Here is an 18518-nt window from a genome sequence, read left to right on the forward strand (position 1 = left end):
GTAACGAATATCCACGGTGAACCGGTCCCGTGGTCGATTCTCGCTTGGTATACAACCGAGACGAGAACGTCTGAACGAAAGGATGCCGATGTCCACATCGACCGAGACACCGCCGCGCGCGACGACGCGATGGTGGGTCGTCGCCCTCCTGTTCTTCCTCGGCTGGGTCTTCATCTACGCCGATCGCACGATCCTCAACCCCGTCATGGCGGACATCGGCGCGGAGTTCGGCCTCGACAAGGCGGGACTGGGCCTGCTGAACTCGGTCTTCTTCCTCGTCTACGCGATCGTGCAGGTGCCCTCCGGCATGCTGGGCGACAAGTTCGGGCGCCTGAAGTTCATCGTCATCGGCTTCTTCATCTTCGGCATCTTCACCGGGCTCACCGGGTTCGCCGGAGCCGTCGGCATCCTCTTCCTGATGCGCGCGTTCGCCGGCTTCGGCCAGGGCTTCTACTACGGCCCGCAGTACTCGCTGTCGGGTCAGATGATCCCGGAGCGGTTCCGCACGCTCGGCACCGCGATCATCAACTCCGGACAGGCCTTCGGCATCTCGATCGGCCTCATCGCCTCCAGCTACATCGCGTTCGACCTCGAGGCCGGCTGGCGCGCACCGTTCTACGTCTTCGCGATCCCGACCGTGATCGCCGGCATCCTGATGTGGATCTTCATCAAGGAGCCGCCGCGCAAGGCCTTCGACGCGGACGCCGGTCCCAAGCCGGGCCTGTCGAGCCTGTTCAAGAGCCGCAACCTCGTGCTCACGTTCATCATGGTGTTCTGCTCGATCTACGGGTTCTTCGTCATGATCACGTGGCTCCCGACCTACCTCGCCGAGGTGCGCGGGGTGCCCGCCACCGAGACCGGCTTCGTCTCGTCGCTGACCGCGTGGACGTCGGTGCCCGCGGCGCTCCTGATCGCGTACTTCTCCGACCGGATCGGGCGCCGCAAGCCCCTGCTCATGGTCGTCTTCCCGACGGCGATCGCCTCGATCCTGCTGCTGATGTTCGCCCCGTCGATGCCGCTCGTCATCACCGCGCTCATCCTGTACGGCGTGTCCGGCAAGCTCGCGACCGACCCGCTGCTGGTGGCCCTCGCCGGCACCAACGCCCCGCCGCAGATCACCGCGACGGCGTTCGGCATGTTCAACTTCATCGGCATGTCGTCCGCGATCCTCGCGCCGTACATCACCGGCTTCCTCGTGGACGCGACCGGATCGTGGGACACCGGCTTCTACTTCGCGATCGGCCTGCTGGCGATCGCCTTCATCGCCGCCCTCGCCCTCAAAGAACCCAGAAAGGCCGTGAGCTGACGTGCTGTCGATCGTCATCAAGCCCAACACCTATCAGGACTCCGTCAGCCTGATGATGCTCAGCTCGCAGCTGAGCGGACTGCCCGAGGTCGACCGCGTGTCGATCATGATGGGGACCCCCGCCAACAAGGACATCTTCGCCGACACCGGGTTCGGCTCCCCCGACCTGGAGCCCGCCGGCCCCACCGACATGGTGATCGCGCTGGAGTCCGCGGACCCCTCCGCGGTCGCCCTGATCGAGGAGAAGGTCGCCGAGTTCATCAAGAACCAGGCGAGCCGCTCGGCCGCGGCGACCTACCCGCGCGTGCGCTCGCTCGAGCGCGCCCTCGCCGCCGAGCCCGACGCGAACCTCGCGCTCGTGTCCATCCCCGGCGAGCAGGCGGCTCCCGAGATCGAGCGGCTCATCGACAAGGGCCTGCACGTGTTCGTCTTCTCCGACAACATCCCGGTCGACGACGAGGTGCGCCTGAAGTCGAAGGCCCGCGACAAGGGACTGCTCGTCATGGGCCCCGACTGCGGCACCGGGAGCCTCGGCGGGCTGCCGCTCGCGTTCACGAACGTCGTGAACCCGGGCCCGATCGGCATCGTGGGCGCCTCCGGCACCGGCACGCAGGAGGTCATGGTCCAGATCGACAAGGCCGGCGGGGGCGTCAGCCAGGCCATCGGCCTGGGCGGCCGCGACCTGTCCGAGAAGGTCGGCGCGATCACGTGCCTGCAGGCCCTCCGGGCGCTGGATGCCGATCCCGCCACGCGCGTCATCGTGCTGGTCTCCAAGCCCCCGGCCCCCTCCGTGCGCGCCCGCGTGCTCGAGGTCTGCCAGGAGCTCGCCACGCCGGTGGTCGCGATCCTCCTCGGCGAGCGTCCGGAGACGGAGCAGGACGGCAACATCCGCTTCGCCGGCACGCTCGAGGAGGCGGCGCGCCTCGCGGTGAGCGTCGCCGGCCCGGTCGGCGAGGCCCCCGCGGCCTTCGCCGCGGGGCAGCGCACGATCAGGGGCCTCTTCTGCGGCGGCACGCTCGCCAGCGAGGCGGCGATCCTCATCGCGCGGGCGCTCGACGTGCCCACCGACGCCGACCACCACGCCGGGTTCATGCTGCACCACGACGGCCACACGGTCATCGATCTGGGCGACGACATGTACACGCAGGGCCGCCCGCACCCGATGATCGACCCGTCGCTGCGCGCGCACATGATCCGCGACGCGTTCGACGACCCGGAGCTCGCGGTCCTGCTCCTGGACGTCGTGACCGGCTTCGGCTCGCACGCCGATCCCGCCGGCGCGATCGCCCCCGCGCTCGTCGAAGGTCAGGAGGCCGCTCGCGCCGCCGGGCGCGAGGTCGTCGTGATCGCCAGCGTGTGCGGCACCGACAAGGACCCGCAGCCGCTCGACGAGCAGGTGCGCATCCTCGAGGACGCGGGCGTCGTCGTCCTCGACTCCAACGCCGCCGCCGTCCGCCACGCCCTCGCCGTGCTCGAGGGCATCGGCGCGTCGCGCACCGCGCAGGAGGTGCCGGAGGCGACCCGCCGGCTGGTCTCCGAGACCCCGCAGGTCGTCAACGTGGGCCTCCCCGCCTTCGCCGACCCCATCCAGCAGTACGGCGGGCGCGTCGTGCAGTACACCTGGTCGCCGCTGGCGGGCGGCAACCGCCGCCTGCAGCGCATCCTCGCGGCGCTGACGTGACCCGCTCCGACTCTCACCTGACAACCAAGGAGGTCCCCATGAACCACGCCGCCACCATCGAGGCCGCGAACGAGCGGGTCGTCGAGAAGATCGCCGCCGCTCAGCCCGTGCTCGTCGACGTCGTCCGCGCCGGCGACGTCATCCCCGAGCTGGAGGAGGGCAAGGTCCTGCTGCACGCCGGACCGCCCATCACCTTCGAGGAGATGACCGGCCCCATGCAGGGCTCGTGCGTCGGCGCCGCCCTCTTCGAGGGCTGGGCCGACAACGAGGAGGACGCGCGCGCGCTCCTCGCGTCGGAGGTCGCCTACATCCCGTGCCACCACGTCGGCGCCGTCGGCCCGATGGGCGGGATCACGAGCCGCTCCATGGCCGTGCTGGTCGTCGAGGAGCGCTCGAACGGCAACCGCGCCTTCTGCACCATGAACGAGGGCATCGGCAAGGTGCTGCGCTTCGGCGCCTACGACGACGAGGTCGTCGCGCGCCTGCACTGGATGGCCGACGACCTCGGCCCGGCGATCGCCGGCGCGCTCGCGACCATGCCGGACGGCCTCGCCCTCATGCCGCTCATCGCGCGCGCCATCACGATGGGCGACGAGTTCCACCAGCGCAACATCGCGGCATCCGCCCTGCTGTTCACCAAGCTCGCCGGCCCGATCGCGACGCTCGACCTGGAGCCGGCGCGCAAGGAGCGCATCCTCACGTTCCTCGCCGACACCGACCAGTTCTTCCTCAACGTCATGATGGCGACCTGCAAGGCGATCATGGACGCCGCGCGCACGATCGAGGAGGGCTCGATCGTCACCGCGATGACCCGCAACGGCAAGAACTTCGGCATCCGCGTCGCGGGCCTGGGCGACCAGTGGTTCGAGGCGCCGGTGAACACGCCCGAGGGCCTGTTCTTCACCGGGTTCAGCCAGGACGACGCCAACCCCGACATCGGCGACTCGGCCATCACCGAGACGTACGGGGTGGGCGGCATGGCGATGATCGCCGCTCCCGGCGTCACGCGCTTCGTGGGCGCCGGCGGGTTCGGCGACGCCCTCGCGGTCTCGAACGAGATGCTCGAGATCGTCCATGGCCACAACTCGGGCCTGCCGATCCCGACGTGGGACTTCCAGGGCGCGTGCATCGGCGTCGACGTCCGCAAGGTCGTCGCGACCGGCATCACCCCGCTCATCAACACCGGCATCGCGCACCGCATCGCCGGCAAGGGACAGGTCGGCGCGGGCACCGTGCGCGCGCCCCTCGCGTGCTTCGAGCAGGCCCTCGAGGCCCTCGCCGCGAAGTACGGCGTCGAGGTCGACTGATCCCGATGGAGCCGATGTGGGTCGGGGCGACGGCGGCGGAGCACCTCCGCCGTCGCCGCCGGTGGCGCGTGCACAGCCTGTTCGCGTCGTCGGCGAACCTGCGCCTCGAGCCGGACGCGTCAGGCCCCGCGCCCGCCCTGATCCACATCGGCGCCGGCGCCGTCGAGGCGCCGTTCGGCATCGACGTCACCGCCGCGGACTGGCGCGCCTGGCGGAGCCGCCTGCACGGCGCCTCGGCCCGCGGCGACTGGGACCCGGTGCGAGGCCGCCTCGGCGGCGTCGCACCGCTCGACCTCGGCGCGCGGTGGCGGGAGGCGACGGGCGACAGCACCGTCCCCGCGCTGCCCTCGGCGGCATCCGTCGCGGTCCAGCCGCCGGCGCCGGTCGTCGCGGTGCACGCGTCCGGCCTGTCGGCCGGGTCGGATGCCGCGACCGTGCTCGATCGGGTGCGCGCCGCCTTCGACGGGCTCCTGGCCGGGAGGACGGATGCCGCGACGTGGCTCCTCGGTCGCGGCCCCGGCGTCACCCCCAGCGGCGACGACGTGCTCGTCGGCATGCTCGGCGTCCTCCACCGGACCGGGCTCCCGGGCCGGTCGGCCGACGCCGCCGCGTCCCTCCGCGAGCGCGTCACGGCCGACCCGGTCACCACCGACGTCTCGATCGCCTACCTCGACGACGCCTGCCGCGGGCGCTTCGCCTCGCCCTTGCGCCGCGTCCTCCTCGCGGCCGACCCGGCCGAGGGGGTCGCGAGGCTCGCGGCCCTGCGCACGATGGGTCACACCTCGGGCGCCGACACGATCCTGGGCCTCGCCATCGCCGTCGACGCCCTGCGCCACCTCCCCGCCCCCTCTCCACACACGCCGAGGTCGCACACATGGGCCGCATGACCCGCCCCCAGCCGAATCCCGCCGAGACGGACGGCAGTCGCCGCTGGGTGCTCTACAGCATCCTGTTCTTCCTCGGCTGGGTGATGATGTACGCGGATCGCTCGATCCTCGCCCCCGTGCAGTCGCTGGTCGCCGACCAGTTCCAGCTCACCAACGCCGAGGTCGGCCTCGTCTCCAGCGTCTTCTTCGGCGTGTACGTGCTCACTCAGATCCCCTCCGGGATCCTCGGCGACCGCGTGGGACGCGTGCGGCTGATCTTCGTCGGCTTCCTGATCTTCGGCGTCGCGACCTCGCTCACCGGCGTCACGGGGCTCATGCACGTCTTCGGCCTGTTCCTGCTGATGCGCGCCTTCGCGGGGCTCGGCGAGGGCCTCTACTACGGTCCGCAGTACGCGAAGTCGGGCGAGGAGACGCCGCTGAAGCACCGCGCGCTGGGCGCCGCGATCATCAACTCCGGACAGGGCTTCGGAACCGCGATCGGCATCACCGCGGCATCGTTCTTCACGTTCACGCTCGGCTGGGAGTGGCCATGGACGTTCGTCGTCTTCGGCGGGCTGACCCTCGTCGTGGGCCTTCTCATCCGCTTCCTCATCCCGGAGTCCAAGCCCGCCCGCGAGCCGGAGCGGCTCTCGAGCGAACTGCGCCGGTTCGGTTCGCTCCTGAAGTCGCCGGTGCTGCTCGGCACCTTCGTCATGCTGTTCTGCGGCGTGTACACGTTCTTCGTGATGGTCACGTGGCTGCCGACCTTCCTCGAGGCCGAGTGGGGCCTCGAACCCTCCCAGGCGGGCCTGATGGCCTCGCTCGCGTTCTGGATCGCGATCCCCGGCGGCATCCTCATGGGCTTCCTCTCCGATCGCGTGCGCAGCCGGCGCCCCTTCGTGCTCGTGCTGGTGCCGCTCGCCGTCGGCGCGATCCTGCTCCTGACCTTCGCGCCCAACGAGGGCGTGCTGCTCGCCGCGATCCTCCTCTACGGCGCGTTCGGCAAGCTCGCCCTCGACCCGGTGCTGATCAGCTCGGTCGCCGACAACATCCCCAACGACATGCGCTCCAGCGCCTACGGCCTCTACAACTGCATCGGCATGGCGGCGGCGATCCTCGCACCTCCCGCCACCGGCGCGCTCGTCGACACGACGGGGTCGTTCCAGACCGCCTTCCTCGTCGCCGCGGGCCTGCTGGTGCTGGGGGCGGTCGTGTTCCTCAGCCTCTTCCGCGAGCGGAAGAACCCGATCGGACCCCGCGAGAACGCCGTCACCCCCCACACCGCACCCGTCGCCGACGCGGCATGAAAGGACACACCCCATGAAGATCGTCGCAGCCCTCGGCGGCAACGCCCTCTCCCGGCGCGGTGAGGCCATCACCGCGCAGAACCTCCGCAAGAACGTGCGCGAGGCCGTCACGCCGCTCGCACGTCTGGCACTGGAGCACCAGCTCGTCCTCACGCACGGCAACGGTCCGCAGGTCGGCCTCCTGGCGCTGCAGAACCTCGCCTATGGCGAGGTGGCCGCCTACCCGCTCGACATCCTCGGCGCCGAGACGCAGGGCATGCTCGGCTACGTCGTCGGCCAGGAGCTCATGAACGCCGTCAAGCTCAAGAAGGAGATGGCGACGATCCTGACCACCACCGCGGTCTCGGCCGACGACCCGGCGTTCCAGAACCCGACCAAGTTCGTCGGACCCGTCTACCCCGAGGCCGAGGCGCGCGCGCTCGCGGAGAAGTACGGGTGGGACATCGCGCAGGACGGCGACTGGTGGCGCCGCGTCGTGCCGTCGCCCGAGCCGATGCACATCCGGCAGGCCGACACGATCAGCATGCTCTCCGACACCGGTCTCATCGTCCTGTGCGTCGGCGGCGGCGGAGTGCCGGTCATCGCCGACTACGAGAAGGGCACGATGCGCGGCGTCGAGGCCGTCATCGACAAGGACCTCGCTTCGGGCGTGCTCGCACGCGACGTGGGGGCCGACGTGCTCCTCCTCCTCACCGACGCGGATGCCGTCTACCTCGACTGGGGCACGCCCGAGCAGCGCGCCATCAAGCGCGCCACGGTCGACCAGCTCGCCGGCTTCGGCTTCGCCGCCGGCTCGATGGGGCCCAAGGTCGACGCCGCGCGCCGGTTCGTGAGCGAGGGCAGCGGCGAGGCGATCATCGGATCGCTGGCGCGGCTCGACGACATCCTCGACGGCACGTCGGGGACCCGCATCGTCGCCGAGGGCGAGCTGGAGTTCTACTCTTGAACACGTGACCTCGCAGACCCCGCCGCTGAAGGCCTCGGCGCCCAAGGCGCCGGCACGGCGCATCGACGTGGTCGACCGCATCCGTCGGCAGATCGTCGAGGGCGACCTGATCGACGGCCAGCGACTCAACGAGCGCGACCTGTCGCTGCAGTTCGGCGTGTCGCGAGTACCGGTGCGCGAGGCGCTCCTCGTGCTCGCCGGCGAGGGCATGGTCGAGATGCGTCCGCGGCAGGGGGCCTTCGTCGCGCCGCTGACGCGGCGGGTCGTGCGGGAGCTGTTCGAGGTGCGCGGCGCGCTCGAGCCCATGGCGGCCCACTGGAGCGCTCTGCGCGCCACGCCCGCCCACCTGGTCGAGTTCGGCGCGCTCGTGGAGCGGGCGCGCAACGCGGCCCTGTCGCACGACATCGACAAGGGCTCGCACGCGAACACCGACTTCCACGAGCTGCTCTTCCGCGCCTCCGGCAACGACCTGCTCGGGGGCGTCATGCCCGCCGTCATCGGCATCACGCGCCGCGTGTTCCGGCTCAGCATCGTCGATCACGAGACGATGATGTGGGAGGAGCACCGCGACATCGTGCGGGCGATCGAGCGCGGCGACCCCGACGAGGCGGCGGCGCTCACCGCCGCCCACCTCGAGCACACGCGCCGGCACACGTTCGAGATCTTCGACTCGATCGACGACGAGCCGCCCCGACAGGGGTCCGACGGCGGGGCCGCACCGACCAGGTGACCGCTCCGCGTTCCCCGCGCGCACGATGCCCGGGTCAACCCTCGAGCTGATCGTCGGTGACCGGGCCCCGCTCGTGGCGCGGCCGGATCCATCGCGTCAGATCGTAGCCCTGTCGCTCCGCCTCCCCGAGGAAGACCTCCTCGACGGATGCCGCGACGCCGGGATCGCGTGCCAACAGCCACAGGTACCTGCGATCGGGCGTTCCGACCAGCGCGTGCCGGTAGTCGGCATCCACCATCAGCACCCAGTAGTCCGCGCGCGTGAACGGGATCCAGCGCAGCACCTCGGGCAGAAAGCTCACGCGCAGGCGCCCCGCGTGCTCGTCGTCGACGACCGCCTGTCCGAGCGCTCGCGTCGGTCGCCCCTCGTCGTCGTAGCAGCGATTGTCGACCCGCACCGTGCCGTCGTCGCGCAGCGAGTACTCGGCCGTGACGTCCGTGGCTCCCTCGTCCTCGAACCGGAGGGGCAGCCGTCCGACCTCGTACCACAGTCCGAGGTAGCGACCGAGGTCGAGTGCGGGCACGGAGGCGACCGAGGGTCGTGTGTCGTCGTCCATGCCCTCACGCTACGCGCCCGAGCCGCGATGCGGGCCGGTCAGTGCGTTCCCGCGACGCGGACGAAGCGCAGCGTCGCGATCTGGAAGCGGCCGAGCTCGAGGTGCACGACGCCGTCGTTCACGGCGCGCACCGCGCGGGTCGGCACGGTGCGCTCCAGCAGGTCGGTCTCCTCGACGCTCCGCCACGCGAAGCCGGGTCGCACGCGCGCGCGACGGAACGACCCGAACGCCTCGTAGAGGCGCACGATCACGTCGCCCGAGCGGTCGTCGGCGAGCTTGACCGCCTCGACCACGACGCCCTCGTCGGCCTCGACGAACGGCGCGATCGCGCCGGTGGCCTCGCGCAGCGGCAGGTTCAGCCGGAAGCCCTCGGCGATGGCATCCGCGACCCCCGCACCGGGCAGGAGCGACACGGTGAACTCGTGTCGGCCCTCGTCGGCGGTCGGGTCGGGGAAGAGCGGCCCGCGCACGAGCGTCACGCGGGCGATCGTCAGGTGGCCGCCGTCGGTGCCGCCGCCGCGACGGACGTCGTGCCCGTAGCTGGCGTCGTTGGCGACGCAGACGCGGTACGCCCCCTCGTCGAGGAGCATCCACCGCTGCGCGACCGTCTCGAACCGCGCGGCATCCCACGACGTGTTCGCGTGCGTGGGACGCGACAGGTGGCCGAACTGGATCTCGGAGGTCGCCGTGTCGGCGGCGAGGGCCAGCGGGAACGCCAGCTTCAGCATCTTCTGGCGCTCGTGCCAGTCGACCTCGACCCGGATCTCGAGGGCGCCGGTGCCGGCCACGCGGTACGTCTGGACGATCGAGGTCCGGCCGACATGGCGGCGGACGACGACGGACGCGCCGTCATCGCCCACCGCCACGTCGTCCACGACGAGAGGCTCCGCCACCAGATCGGAGTCCTCTCGGTCGATGTTCCACGCGTCCCAGTCGCGTGGCGTGTCCCGCAGCAGCTGCAGGGCACCTGCCGGGTGCGCCGGATCGACCAGCTCGCGGTCGGTCGTCTGGTCGACGGCCGACACGACGAGCCCCAGCGGACCGATGGTCCAGCGCATGCTCCCGGCCGCGAGGACGTGACCCCGCTCCGCGACGGTGAGCGACGGCACGGATGCCGCCGCCCCGGGGGCGGCCGACATCGCCGGCACACCCCCCACCGCCACGGGCGCCCCATTGACGAGCGCGGCCGGTCCGGTCTCCCCACCGAGTCCGGCCAATGCCCGTCCGATCACATCCTCGACATCTTCTCGTACTTCCTCGTATCTCCGCTCCGCCTCGCGGTGCACCCACGCGATGGACGACCCGGGCAGGATGTCGTGGAACTGCTGCAGCAGCACGGTCCGCCACGCCCGCTCCAGTCGTTCGTAGGGGTACTCCGCCCCGGTGCGCACCGTCGCCGCCGTCGCCCACAGCTCGGCCTCGCGCAGGAGGTGCTCGCTGCGCCGGTTGCCGCGCTTGGTGCGCGCCTGCGCGCTGTAGCAGCCGCGGTGGTACTCGAGGTACAGCTCCCCCGACCACACCGGCGGGTGCGCGTACTCCGCCTCGGCGTCGGCGAAGAACGCCGCGGGCGACGCCATGCGCACGCGCGGCGAGCCCTCCAGGTCTGCCGTGCGGTGCGCCTGGGCGATCATCTCCCGCGTCGGGCCGCCGCCGCCGTCGCCCCAGCCGAACGGCACGAGCGACGAGCCCGCGTGCCGCTTGTCGGCGTACTGCCGTTCGGCGCGCGCGAGATCGGCCGCCGACAGGTCGGAGCTGTACGAGTCGACGGGCGGGAAGTGCGTGAACACGCGCGTGCCGTCGATCCCCTCCCACAGGAAGGAGTGATGCGGCATGCGGTTCGTCTCGTTCCACGAGATCTTCTGCGTCAGGAACCACCGGGAGCCCGCCGCGGCGAGGAGCTGCGGCATCGCCGCCGAGTAGCCGAACGAGTCGGGCAGCCACACCTCGCGCGGCTCGACGCCGAAGCGGTCGAGGAAGAAGCGCTTGCCCGCCACGAGCTGACGGGCCAGCGACTCGCCGCCGGGCAGGTTGGTGTCGGACTCCACCCACATGCCGCCGACCGGCACGAAGCGACCCGCGCGCACGGCATCCGCGACGCGCGCGAACAGCGCCGGATAGTGCTCCTCGAGCCACGCGTACTGCTGCGCCGACGACGCCGCGAACACGAACTCGTCGTCGGACTCGATCAGCTCGAGCACGTTCGAGAACGTGCGCGCGACCTTGCGGACGGTCTCGCGCGCCGGCCACAGCCACGCCGAGTCGATGTGCGCGTGCCCGACGGCCGTGACGCGATGGCCAGTGGCGGATGCCGGCGACGAGAGCACGCCGGCCAGTTCGGCGCGCGCGCGCGCCGCGGTGCCCGCGACGTCGTCGGGGTCGAGCGCGTCGAGCGCGTCGAGCATGGCCTGGACGACGCGCGCGCGACGCGTGCGGTCGGGCTCGAGCACGTCGACGAGGCCGCGGAGCGTCGTGAGGTCCTGATCGAGCTCCCACACCTCGAGGTCGAGGAGGGCGAGCTCCAGGCGCTCCAGCCGGTACAGCGGGCCGTCGCCGGCCGTGGCGAGGTCGCCGTACGGCGTGGGCTCGAAGGTGAACTCGCGCGCGACGTTCGGGTTCGCGGCGGCCTCGACGAACAGGTCCACCCGGTCGCCGACGACCCGGACCTCGCGGTTGCGCGGCTCGACCGCCTTGACGACGTGCCCGTCCGGCCGGAACACGAGCCCCTCGGCCTGGAACCCGGGCAGCGTGGACGACACGAAGCCGAGGTCGGCGACGAGCACCGTGGCCGCGGCATCCTGCCCCGCCCACTCGGCGGGCACCGCGCCCTGCACGCGGAACCACACCGTGCCCCACGGGCGGCCCCACGCGTCGCCGACGGCCACGGGCGCGAACTCCTGCGCCGCGGCGACCTCGAACGGCACGGGCTCGCCCGGCACGGTCCACGCGGTGATCTGCAGCGGCGCGGTCGCGCGGTAGCGGGCCGGCTCCACGCGGTCGCGGCGCAGGCGGTCGATGCGCTGCAGGCTCAGTCGGTCGTCGGTGTGCATGCGGTCATCCCTTGACGGCGCCGGACATCGCGAAACCCCCGCCGAAGACTCGGGTCACGAGGACGTAGAGCATCAGGACGGGGAGCGAGTAGAGGATGGAGAAGGCCGCGAGGCGCCCGTAGGCGATCGCCCCGTACTGGCCGAAGAACGAGTAGATCGACACCGCCGCCGGCTGCCACTCCGACGAGGTGAGCAGCACGAACGGCACGAAGAAGTTGCCCCACGCCTGCAGGAAGCTGAAGACGAACACGACCGCGATGCCGGGGCGCATGAGCGGCACGACGATGCGCTGCAGCGCCACCATGCGCGAGGCCCCGTCGACCCAGCCGGCCTCTTCGAGCGAGACCGGGACGGAGTCCATGAAGTTCTTGGTCATCCAGATGCACATCGGCAGCGAGCTGGTCGCGAGGAACAGCACCACCGCCCACGGCTTGTCGATCAGCTGCAGGCGCACGAACAGCGAGTAGACCGGCACCATGATGGCCGTGATGGGCAGGCAGCTGGCGAACAGGATGCCGTAGAGGAACGGCCCGTTCACGCGCGAGCGGTAGCGCGACAGCGGGTAGGCGGCCAGCACCGACACGATCACGGTGAGCGCCCCGGCGCCGAACGAGAGCAGGAGGCTGTTCGCGAGCGGCAGGAGGGTGAGCTCGGGCGTGAGGATCGAGGAGAAGTTCTCCAGCGTGAACTGCTCGGGGATCTTCGCGCGGTAGTCGGCGCGCGCGTCGAACGCGGCGAGCACCACCCACGCGAGCGGGATGAGGAACAGGAGCGCCACCGCGAGGAGGACGACGTCGGCGGCCACCCGGCCGCCGCGGCGCCGCGCGGTCATGGTGGCGGTCACGACTCGCGCTCCCCGCGCCGCAGCGAGAAGACGTAGGCCGCGGCGAACACGGCCCCGATCGCGACCATCACGACGGCGATCGCGTTGCCGTAGCCGATGTCGCCGAACTTGAACGCCTCGCGGTACGCGAGCACCGGCAGCGTGCTCGACAGGTCGCCGGGCCCGCCTGCGGTCATGACCCAGATGAGGGTGAAGACCGACAGCGTCTGGAGGGTCGTCAGCATGAGGTTGGTGAAGATCGAGCCTCTGATCATCGGCAGGGTCACGTACCGCAGCCGCTGCCACGCGGTCGCGCCGTCGAGCATCGCCGACTCGGTCAGCTCGGGCGGCACCTCGTTCAGTGCCGCGCGGTAGATGAGCATCGAGAACGCGGTCCCCCGCCACGTGTTGGCGAGGACGATCGCCGCGAGCGGCGTGGCGTAGAGCCAGTTCTTGCCGGTGACGCCGAACCACGCGAGCACCTGGTTGAGCGTGCCGTCGCCGGAGAAGTACGCGTAGCTGATGAACGCCGCGACGATCTCGGGCAGCACCCACGCCGTCACGACGATCGTCCCCGTGACCGCGCCGCTCCAGCCGCTCGAGACCCGCATGAGGAGGGCGAGGCCGATGCCGAGCACGTTCTGGCCGACGATCGCCGAGCCGACCACGAACGCGACGGTCACGCCGAGCGAGAGCAGCAGCACCGGATCGGCGAACAGCCGCTCGTAGTTGTCGAGCCCGACGAACTGCGGGTTCGCCGCGGCGGGGCCGGTGAGCGCCGTGTCGGTGAGCGAGCCGACGACCGCCCAGACGATCGGGCCGGCGAGGAAGATCGCGATCAGCGCGACCGCGGGCAGCAGCGGCGTCATCCGGAGGCCGCGGCGCGACCCCGGTGACACGCTGCGGCCCGCGGACGCGCGCGGGCGCGCGTCCGCCGACCCGACCGTCGGGAGGCTCATCGTCTGCGGCGGGTCAGCCGGTGGTGACCTTGTCGTCGCCCACGATGCGGCGCACGGCCGCGTCGTAGTCGGCGGCGGCATCCTTCGCCGACTTCTGACCGGTGATGACCGCCTCGGTCGCCTCCTGCACCGCGACGGAGATCTGCGGGTAGTCGCTGTCGGCGGGCCGGAAGTGGGTCACCGGGACTGCGGCCGTGACATCGGCGACGAAGGGGTTCGCGGCCTGGTAGCTCGGCTCGTCGGCGACGTCGGAGCGCACCGCGATCTGCGCGTTGTTGATCGCGTACCAGAGCGCGTTCTCCTTGTTCAGCGCGTAGGTCATGTACTCGAACGCCAGGTCCGCGTTCTTCGTCTTGGCGGATGCCGCGAGGGTCCAGCCGCCCGACATGCTGACGCCGCCGGGCTCCTCGCCGTTCTGCGTCGGGAAGAGCGCCACGCCCATGTCGTCGGCGTACTCGGGCCACGCGTACGAGCCGCCCTCGATCCAGAACGACGGCGTGTACGAGCCCTCGACGGTGCCGCCCATGCGGCCCTGCGGCAGGTACTCGCCGAACACGGCCTTCCAGATGTTCGGGTCGAGCGCCTGGTCGACCGGCAGCGCGTAGCCGTCGGCGTAGAGGCTCTCGAGGAACTCCAGCGAGTCGACGAAGCCCTGCGACTCGACGATCCACTTCCCGCTCTCGTCGTCGAACAGGCCCTTGCCGTCGCCCGTCCCGTAGAGCAGCTCGTAGAAGCTCTGCATGACGGTGCCCTCGCCGGTGCCCGTGCCCGCGTACATGTTGAACGGCACGACGTCAGGGCTGCTCGTCTTGATCTGCGCGGCCGCGTCGAGGATGTCCTGCCAGGTCTCCGGCTGCCACGGGACGTCGACGCCGGCGGCCTCGAGGACGGTCTTGTTGTACCAGATCACCCGGGTGTCGGTGCCGAGCGGGATCGCGTAGACGGTGCCGTCGGCACCCGCGCCGGCGAGCTTGGCGTTGTCGTCGAACAGCTTCCAGTCCGCCCAGTCGGCCAGATGGTCGTCGAGGTCGAGGAGATAGCCGGCCTCGGCGTCGCTGCGCACCGTGAAGGTGTCCTCGTAGAACACGTCCGGCGCGGAGTCGCCGGATCCGAGGGCGAGCTGGAGCTTGGTCTTGTAGTCGTCGTCGCTGGCGGTCACCGGCTCGAGCTTCACCGTGACGCCCGGATTGTCCTTCTCGAAGTCCTCTTTGGCCTTCGTGAGCACGGTGTCGAGGGCCGTGAAGGAGTCGGTCTTCGAGTACATCACGGTGATGCTCTCGTCCGCCCCGTCGTCGGAGCCGGAGGGGGCGCCGCCCGAACATCCGGCCAGTCCTGCCATGCCGACGGCCGCGATCGTCGCGGCGGCCAGCGTGCTGCGCGCTTTCATGATGCTCCTTTGCCGTGCGCCCGATCTGGGGGTACGGGCGTCTCTGATTAGTAAAACAATTGGAAGTATTGAGGACAAGGGGGTCGCGTGCACGCGGCTCGCGATGCGTGTCCGAGCATCGGGTCGCTCACTGCAGGATCAGCGAGCTCGTCCGCGGCGTGTGCACGGCGTCCAGCACCAGGCAGGCGGCGCCGACGGCGCCCGATCCGCCGCCGAGCAGCGAGTCCTCGACCTCGACGCGGTGCACGCCCCGCGCCGCGCGCAGCTCGTCCAGCAGGGCGGCGACCCGCGCGAACACCTGTCCGCCGATGCGGTCCCACGCGGGTCCCCCCAGCACGACGCGGTCGACGTCGAGCAGGTTGCACACGACGGCGGTCGCACGCGCGAGCCGCTGGGCGAACCGGTCGAGCACCGCGACGGCGCCCGGGCGGCCCGAGGCGGCGAGGTCGACGAGGGCAGTGACGCGGTCGTCGATCGTGCCGACGTCGTCGCCGGTGCCCGCGGCATCCAGCACGCCCGCCTCCTCCGCCTCGCGGACCAGGTCGGCCGGGCCCAGGGTCACCGCGATGCAGCCGCGCATGCCGCACGAGCACGGCGGACCGTCCGGGTCCACGATGATGTGCCCGATCTCGCCCGCGTTGCCCGATCCGCCGCGTACGACCTCGTCGTGCACGACGAGGCCGACGCCGAGACCGGTGCCGAGATACAGGTACGCGAAGCTCGCGCCGACCTGCTCGCTCATCCACAGCTCCGCGACCGCGGCGGCGGTCACGTCCTTCTCGAGCACCACCGGCAGGCCGGTGGCCTCGGCGACGGTGTCGCGCAGCGGCACGCGATGCCAGCCGGACAGGAACGGCGGGTCCACGATCGCGCCGTGCGCGACGTCGATCGGGCCGGGCGCCGCGATGCCGATGCCCGCGATGCGCGCCCGCTCGATGCCGGCGCGATCGACGATCCGCTCGATCTCGTGCGTGATGTACGAGCTGATCTCCTGCGCCGGGATCTGCGCCGGGGTCGCGCGGCGCTCGGTCGCCACCACCCGCCCGCTCAGGTCGAGGATCGAGAACGTCACGACCGACGGATCGATGTGCACGCCGACGGCGAACCGGCTGCCGGGGTTCAGGCGCAGGAGGGTGCGGGGCTTGCCCGGCTTGCCCTGCTCGCTCGTGCGGCCGGCCTCCTCGATGAGGCCCTCGTCGAGGAGGCGCTGACAGATGTTCGAGACGGTCTGGGCCGAGAGCCCCGTGCGACCGGCGAGCTCCACGCGGCTCACCGAGCGGGCGCGCCGGATCTGGTCGAGCACGACCGCCTGATTGAACTCCGCCACGCTCGGCAAGTTCGTCCCCCTGCGCACGGCCCTCCCTCCGTCCGGCTCCAGCATCGTCCCCATCGACGGTACTCCCCCGCGCCGCGCGGGCCTACCGTCGTCCGCGCCGAGACGGCGACCGAGATCGGGACACGTGTCCCGTGACAGCGGGACACGCGGGCTGACACGATGATCGGATGACCCGCGCCGACCCGATGATCCCCTCTCAGGGCATCGACACGGGCCGCGTCGCAGGTCTCGCGTCGAGCCGGGTCGCGACCGTCGTCGCGATCTGCGTGTCGGCGATCGCCGCCGTGGGCGCGCTGGCGTTCGACGCCGTGCTCCTCTCCGCGAACGCACCCGCTCCGCTGTCGTCGGGGTGGTCGGGAGTGCTGCCCGGCGTCGCGATGCTCGTGCCGGGATGCCTTCTGCTCTGGCGGCTGCCGTGGCATCCGATCGCCGTCGTGCTCACCGCGTTCGGCACGCTGTGGGTGCTCGACGGGCTCGCCTCGGCCGCCGTCAACGCGGCGTGGTCGTTCGACCGCACGGCCTGGTGGGCGGTGCCCGCCTTCTGGTTCTTCAGCCGGTTCGGCGCCGTGCTCATCTACCCGATCGTGCTGCTCCTCGTGCTGTTCCCCGACGGACGGCTCCGGCGCGGCCCGTGGCGCCTCGTGTCGATCGCCGCGATGGTGCTCGGCCTCGTGCTGCCGTTCGCGTTCCTGTTCGCGCCGGCCGACGCCCTGAGCGCCGACAACGCCGACCGGACCGACCTCATCGACGCGTTCGAACCGCACCTCGCCACTCTCCCGCTGCCGCACGAGACCTGGCTGGTGCTGCTCGCGGCGGCGGGACCGTGTCTCGCCCTCGCGCTGCTGCTCGCCCTCGCCGTGTGCGTCGGCCGTCGCTTCGGCGCCTCGCCCGAGGAGCGCGCGCAGCTGCGCTGGCTCGTGTGGTCGGGCTCGCTGTTCCTCGTGGCGCTCGTCGTGGTCTTCCCGCTCGTGCCCACGGTCGTCGTCGACGTGCTGCTCGGCGTCACGATCGGGCTGGTCAGCGCGTCGGTCGTGGTCGCCGTCACCCGGTACCGTCTGTACGCGATCGACCGGCTGCTGTCGTGGACGCTCGTGTACGGCATCCTCGTCGCCGGGATCGTCGCCCTCGACGTCGTGCTCGCCCTCGCGATCGGCGGCGCGATCGACGACCGCGTCGCGATGCTCCTCGCGGTGGTCGCCGTCACGGTCGTCTACGCGCCGCTGCGCGGACGCCTCTACGCGCTCGCGACGAGGCTCGTGAGCGGCCGTCGCGGCGACCCGTACTCGGTGGTCTCGTCGCTCGGCGACCGTCTCGACCGGTCTGCGGATGCGCGCGCGCAGCTGGCCGAGCTGGCCGCGGCGATCGCGGAGGCCTTCGCGTCGCCGTACGTGCGGGTCGAGCTCGACCGCCCGGGCGGCGAGCCGGCCGTGGCCGATCACGGATCGGCGCGGGCCGTGCCGGAGGAGCTCCCCATCACGCACGGGGGCGCCGTGATCGGCCGCATCCTCATGGAGCCCGGACGCCGTCCGCTCGTGTCGTCGCGCGATCAGCGACTGCTCGGCGACCTCGTGCGCCTCGCGGCCGCGTCGCTGCACGAGGCCGAGCTGAGCCGCGAGCTGCAGGCCGGGCGCGAGCGGCTCGTGCTCGCGCGCGAGGAGGAGCGCTCCCGCCTGCGACGCGAGCTGCACGACGGGCTCGGGCCGTTGCTGGGCGGGGTGAAGCTGCGCCTCGAGACCGCCCGCAACCTCGCCGCGCGCGAGCCCGCGCGCTCGCTCGAGCTGCTCGACGCGGCGATCGCCGAGCAGGCGGACGTCATCGACGAGATCCGGCGCATCGTCCACGACCTGCGTCCGCCCGCTCTCGACGACCTCGGACTCGTGCGCGCGCTCGAGCAGCTCGCGGCACGCCTCACCGGTGCCGGCATGACCGCTGAGGTGTCGGGCGAGGCGCCGGCGACGCTGACCCCGGCCGTCGAGGTCGCCGCGTACCGCATCGCGTCGGAGGCCCTCGCCAACGCGCGCAAGCACTCCGGCGCGCGCCGCGTGCGCGTGCGGATCGACCACGACGAGCGCGTGCTGCACGTCGAGGTGAGCGACGACGGCACCGGCATCCCGGCCGACGCGGTGCCCGGTGTGGGGCTGCGCTCGCTCCGCGAGCGGGCCGCGGAGCTCGGCGGCACGCTCGAGGTGCGCACGGATGCCGGGGGCACCGTCATCCGCGCCGCGCTCCCGCTCGCGCACGAACGGCCGGGGGCGTTGCCCGCGTCC

The 18518-nt window shown here is 71.7% G+C and carries 14 protein-coding genes; 8 read left to right on the forward strand and 6 right to left on the reverse strand.

All coding sequences use genetic code 11. The features are described 5' to 3' along the window. Positions 1–88: 88 nt before the first annotated feature. Genes WML84_RS00740 through WML84_RS00770 form a run of 7 tightly spaced genes read left to right on the forward strand, consistent with a single transcriptional unit; the run spans position 89 to position 8143 of the window. Positions 89–1306, forward strand: coding sequence for an MFS transporter (locus tag WML84_RS00740; RefSeq protein ID WP_347344241.1), 1218 nt, complete (start codon positions 89–91; stop codon positions 1304–1306). Position 1307: 1 nt separating this feature from the next. Continuing rightward, complete coding sequence (fdrA, locus tag WML84_RS00745; protein ID WP_347344242.1) at positions 1308–2987, forward strand: acyl-CoA synthetase FdrA; 1680 nt, start codon at positions 1308–1310, stop codon at positions 2985–2987. Between the two features lie 38 nt (positions 2988–3025). Continuing rightward, positions 3026–4294, forward strand: a complete 1269-nt coding sequence (locus tag WML84_RS00750) for a DUF1116 domain-containing protein (RefSeq protein ID WP_347344243.1) — start codon at positions 3026–3028, stop codon at positions 4292–4294. A 5-nt stretch (positions 4295–4299) separates the two neighbouring features. After that, positions 4300–5181, forward strand: a complete 882-nt coding sequence (locus tag WML84_RS00755; protein WP_347344244.1) for a DUF2877 domain-containing protein — start codon at positions 4300–4302, stop codon at positions 5179–5181. Then, positions 5178–6467, forward strand: a complete 1290-nt coding sequence (locus WML84_RS00760) for an MFS transporter (protein ID WP_347344245.1) — start codon at positions 5178–5180, stop codon at positions 6465–6467. Before WML84_RS00755 ends, WML84_RS00760 begins: the two co-directional genes overlap by 4 nt. Before the next feature lie 13 nt (positions 6468–6480). Further along, a complete protein-coding gene (gene arcC / locus WML84_RS00765; protein ID WP_347344246.1) occupies positions 6481–7413 on the forward strand; it encodes a carbamate kinase in 933 nt (310 codons plus the stop codon). Positions 7414–7417: 4 nt separating this feature from the next. Beyond that, entirely contained in the window at positions 7418–8143 is a 726-nt protein-coding gene (locus WML84_RS00770; RefSeq protein WP_347344247.1) for a GntR family transcriptional regulator, read from the forward strand. 34 nt (positions 8144–8177) lie between these two features. Here the strand turns inward: WML84_RS00770 and WML84_RS00775 are convergent, their stop codons facing one another. From WML84_RS00775 to WML84_RS00800, 6 genes are all read right to left on the reverse strand, one after another. Then, positions 8178–8699: a lipocalin family protein gene (locus WML84_RS00775; RefSeq protein ID WP_347344248.1), complete on the reverse strand. Its 522-nt coding sequence runs from the start codon at positions 8697–8699 to the stop codon at positions 8178–8180. A gap of 38 nt (positions 8700–8737) precedes the next feature. Continuing rightward, positions 8738–11746 (reverse strand): glycoside hydrolase family 38 C-terminal domain-containing protein, encoded by a 3009-nt coding sequence (locus WML84_RS00780; RefSeq protein WP_347344249.1) that lies wholly within the window; start codon positions 11744–11746, stop codon positions 8738–8740. 4 nt (positions 11747–11750) lie between these two features. After that, positions 11751–12578, reverse strand: coding sequence for a carbohydrate ABC transporter permease (locus WML84_RS00785; RefSeq protein ID WP_347344255.1), 828 nt, complete (start codon positions 12576–12578; stop codon positions 11751–11753). 8 nt (positions 12579–12586) lie between these two features. After that, positions 12587–13528 carry a sugar ABC transporter permease gene (locus WML84_RS00790; RefSeq protein ID WP_347344250.1) on the reverse strand — a complete coding sequence of 314 codons (942 nt, stop codon included), beginning with the start codon at positions 13526–13528 and terminating at the stop codon, positions 12587–12589. 13 nt (positions 13529–13541) lie between these two features. Beyond that, the gene (locus WML84_RS00795) at positions 13542–14915 is read right to left on the reverse strand and encodes an extracellular solute-binding protein (RefSeq protein ID WP_347344251.1); all 1374 of its coding nucleotides are present in this window, start codon (positions 14913–14915) and stop codon (positions 13542–13544) included. 127 nt (positions 14916–15042) lie between these two features. Further along, the gene (locus tag WML84_RS00800) at positions 15043–16242 is read right to left on the reverse strand and encodes an ROK family transcriptional regulator (RefSeq protein ID WP_347344252.1); all 1200 of its coding nucleotides are present in this window, start codon (positions 16240–16242) and stop codon (positions 15043–15045) included. 176 nt (positions 16243–16418) lie between these two features. Here WML84_RS00800 and WML84_RS00805 point away from each other — a divergent pair. Beyond that, positions 16419–18518: sensor histidine kinase (locus WML84_RS00805; RefSeq protein WP_347344253.1), on the forward strand; the 2100-nt coding region annotated here is incomplete at its 3' end.

The organism is Microbacterium sp., assembly GCF_039812165.1.
Classification (GTDB): domain Bacteria; phylum Actinomycetota; class Actinomycetes; order Actinomycetales; family Microbacteriaceae; genus Microbacterium.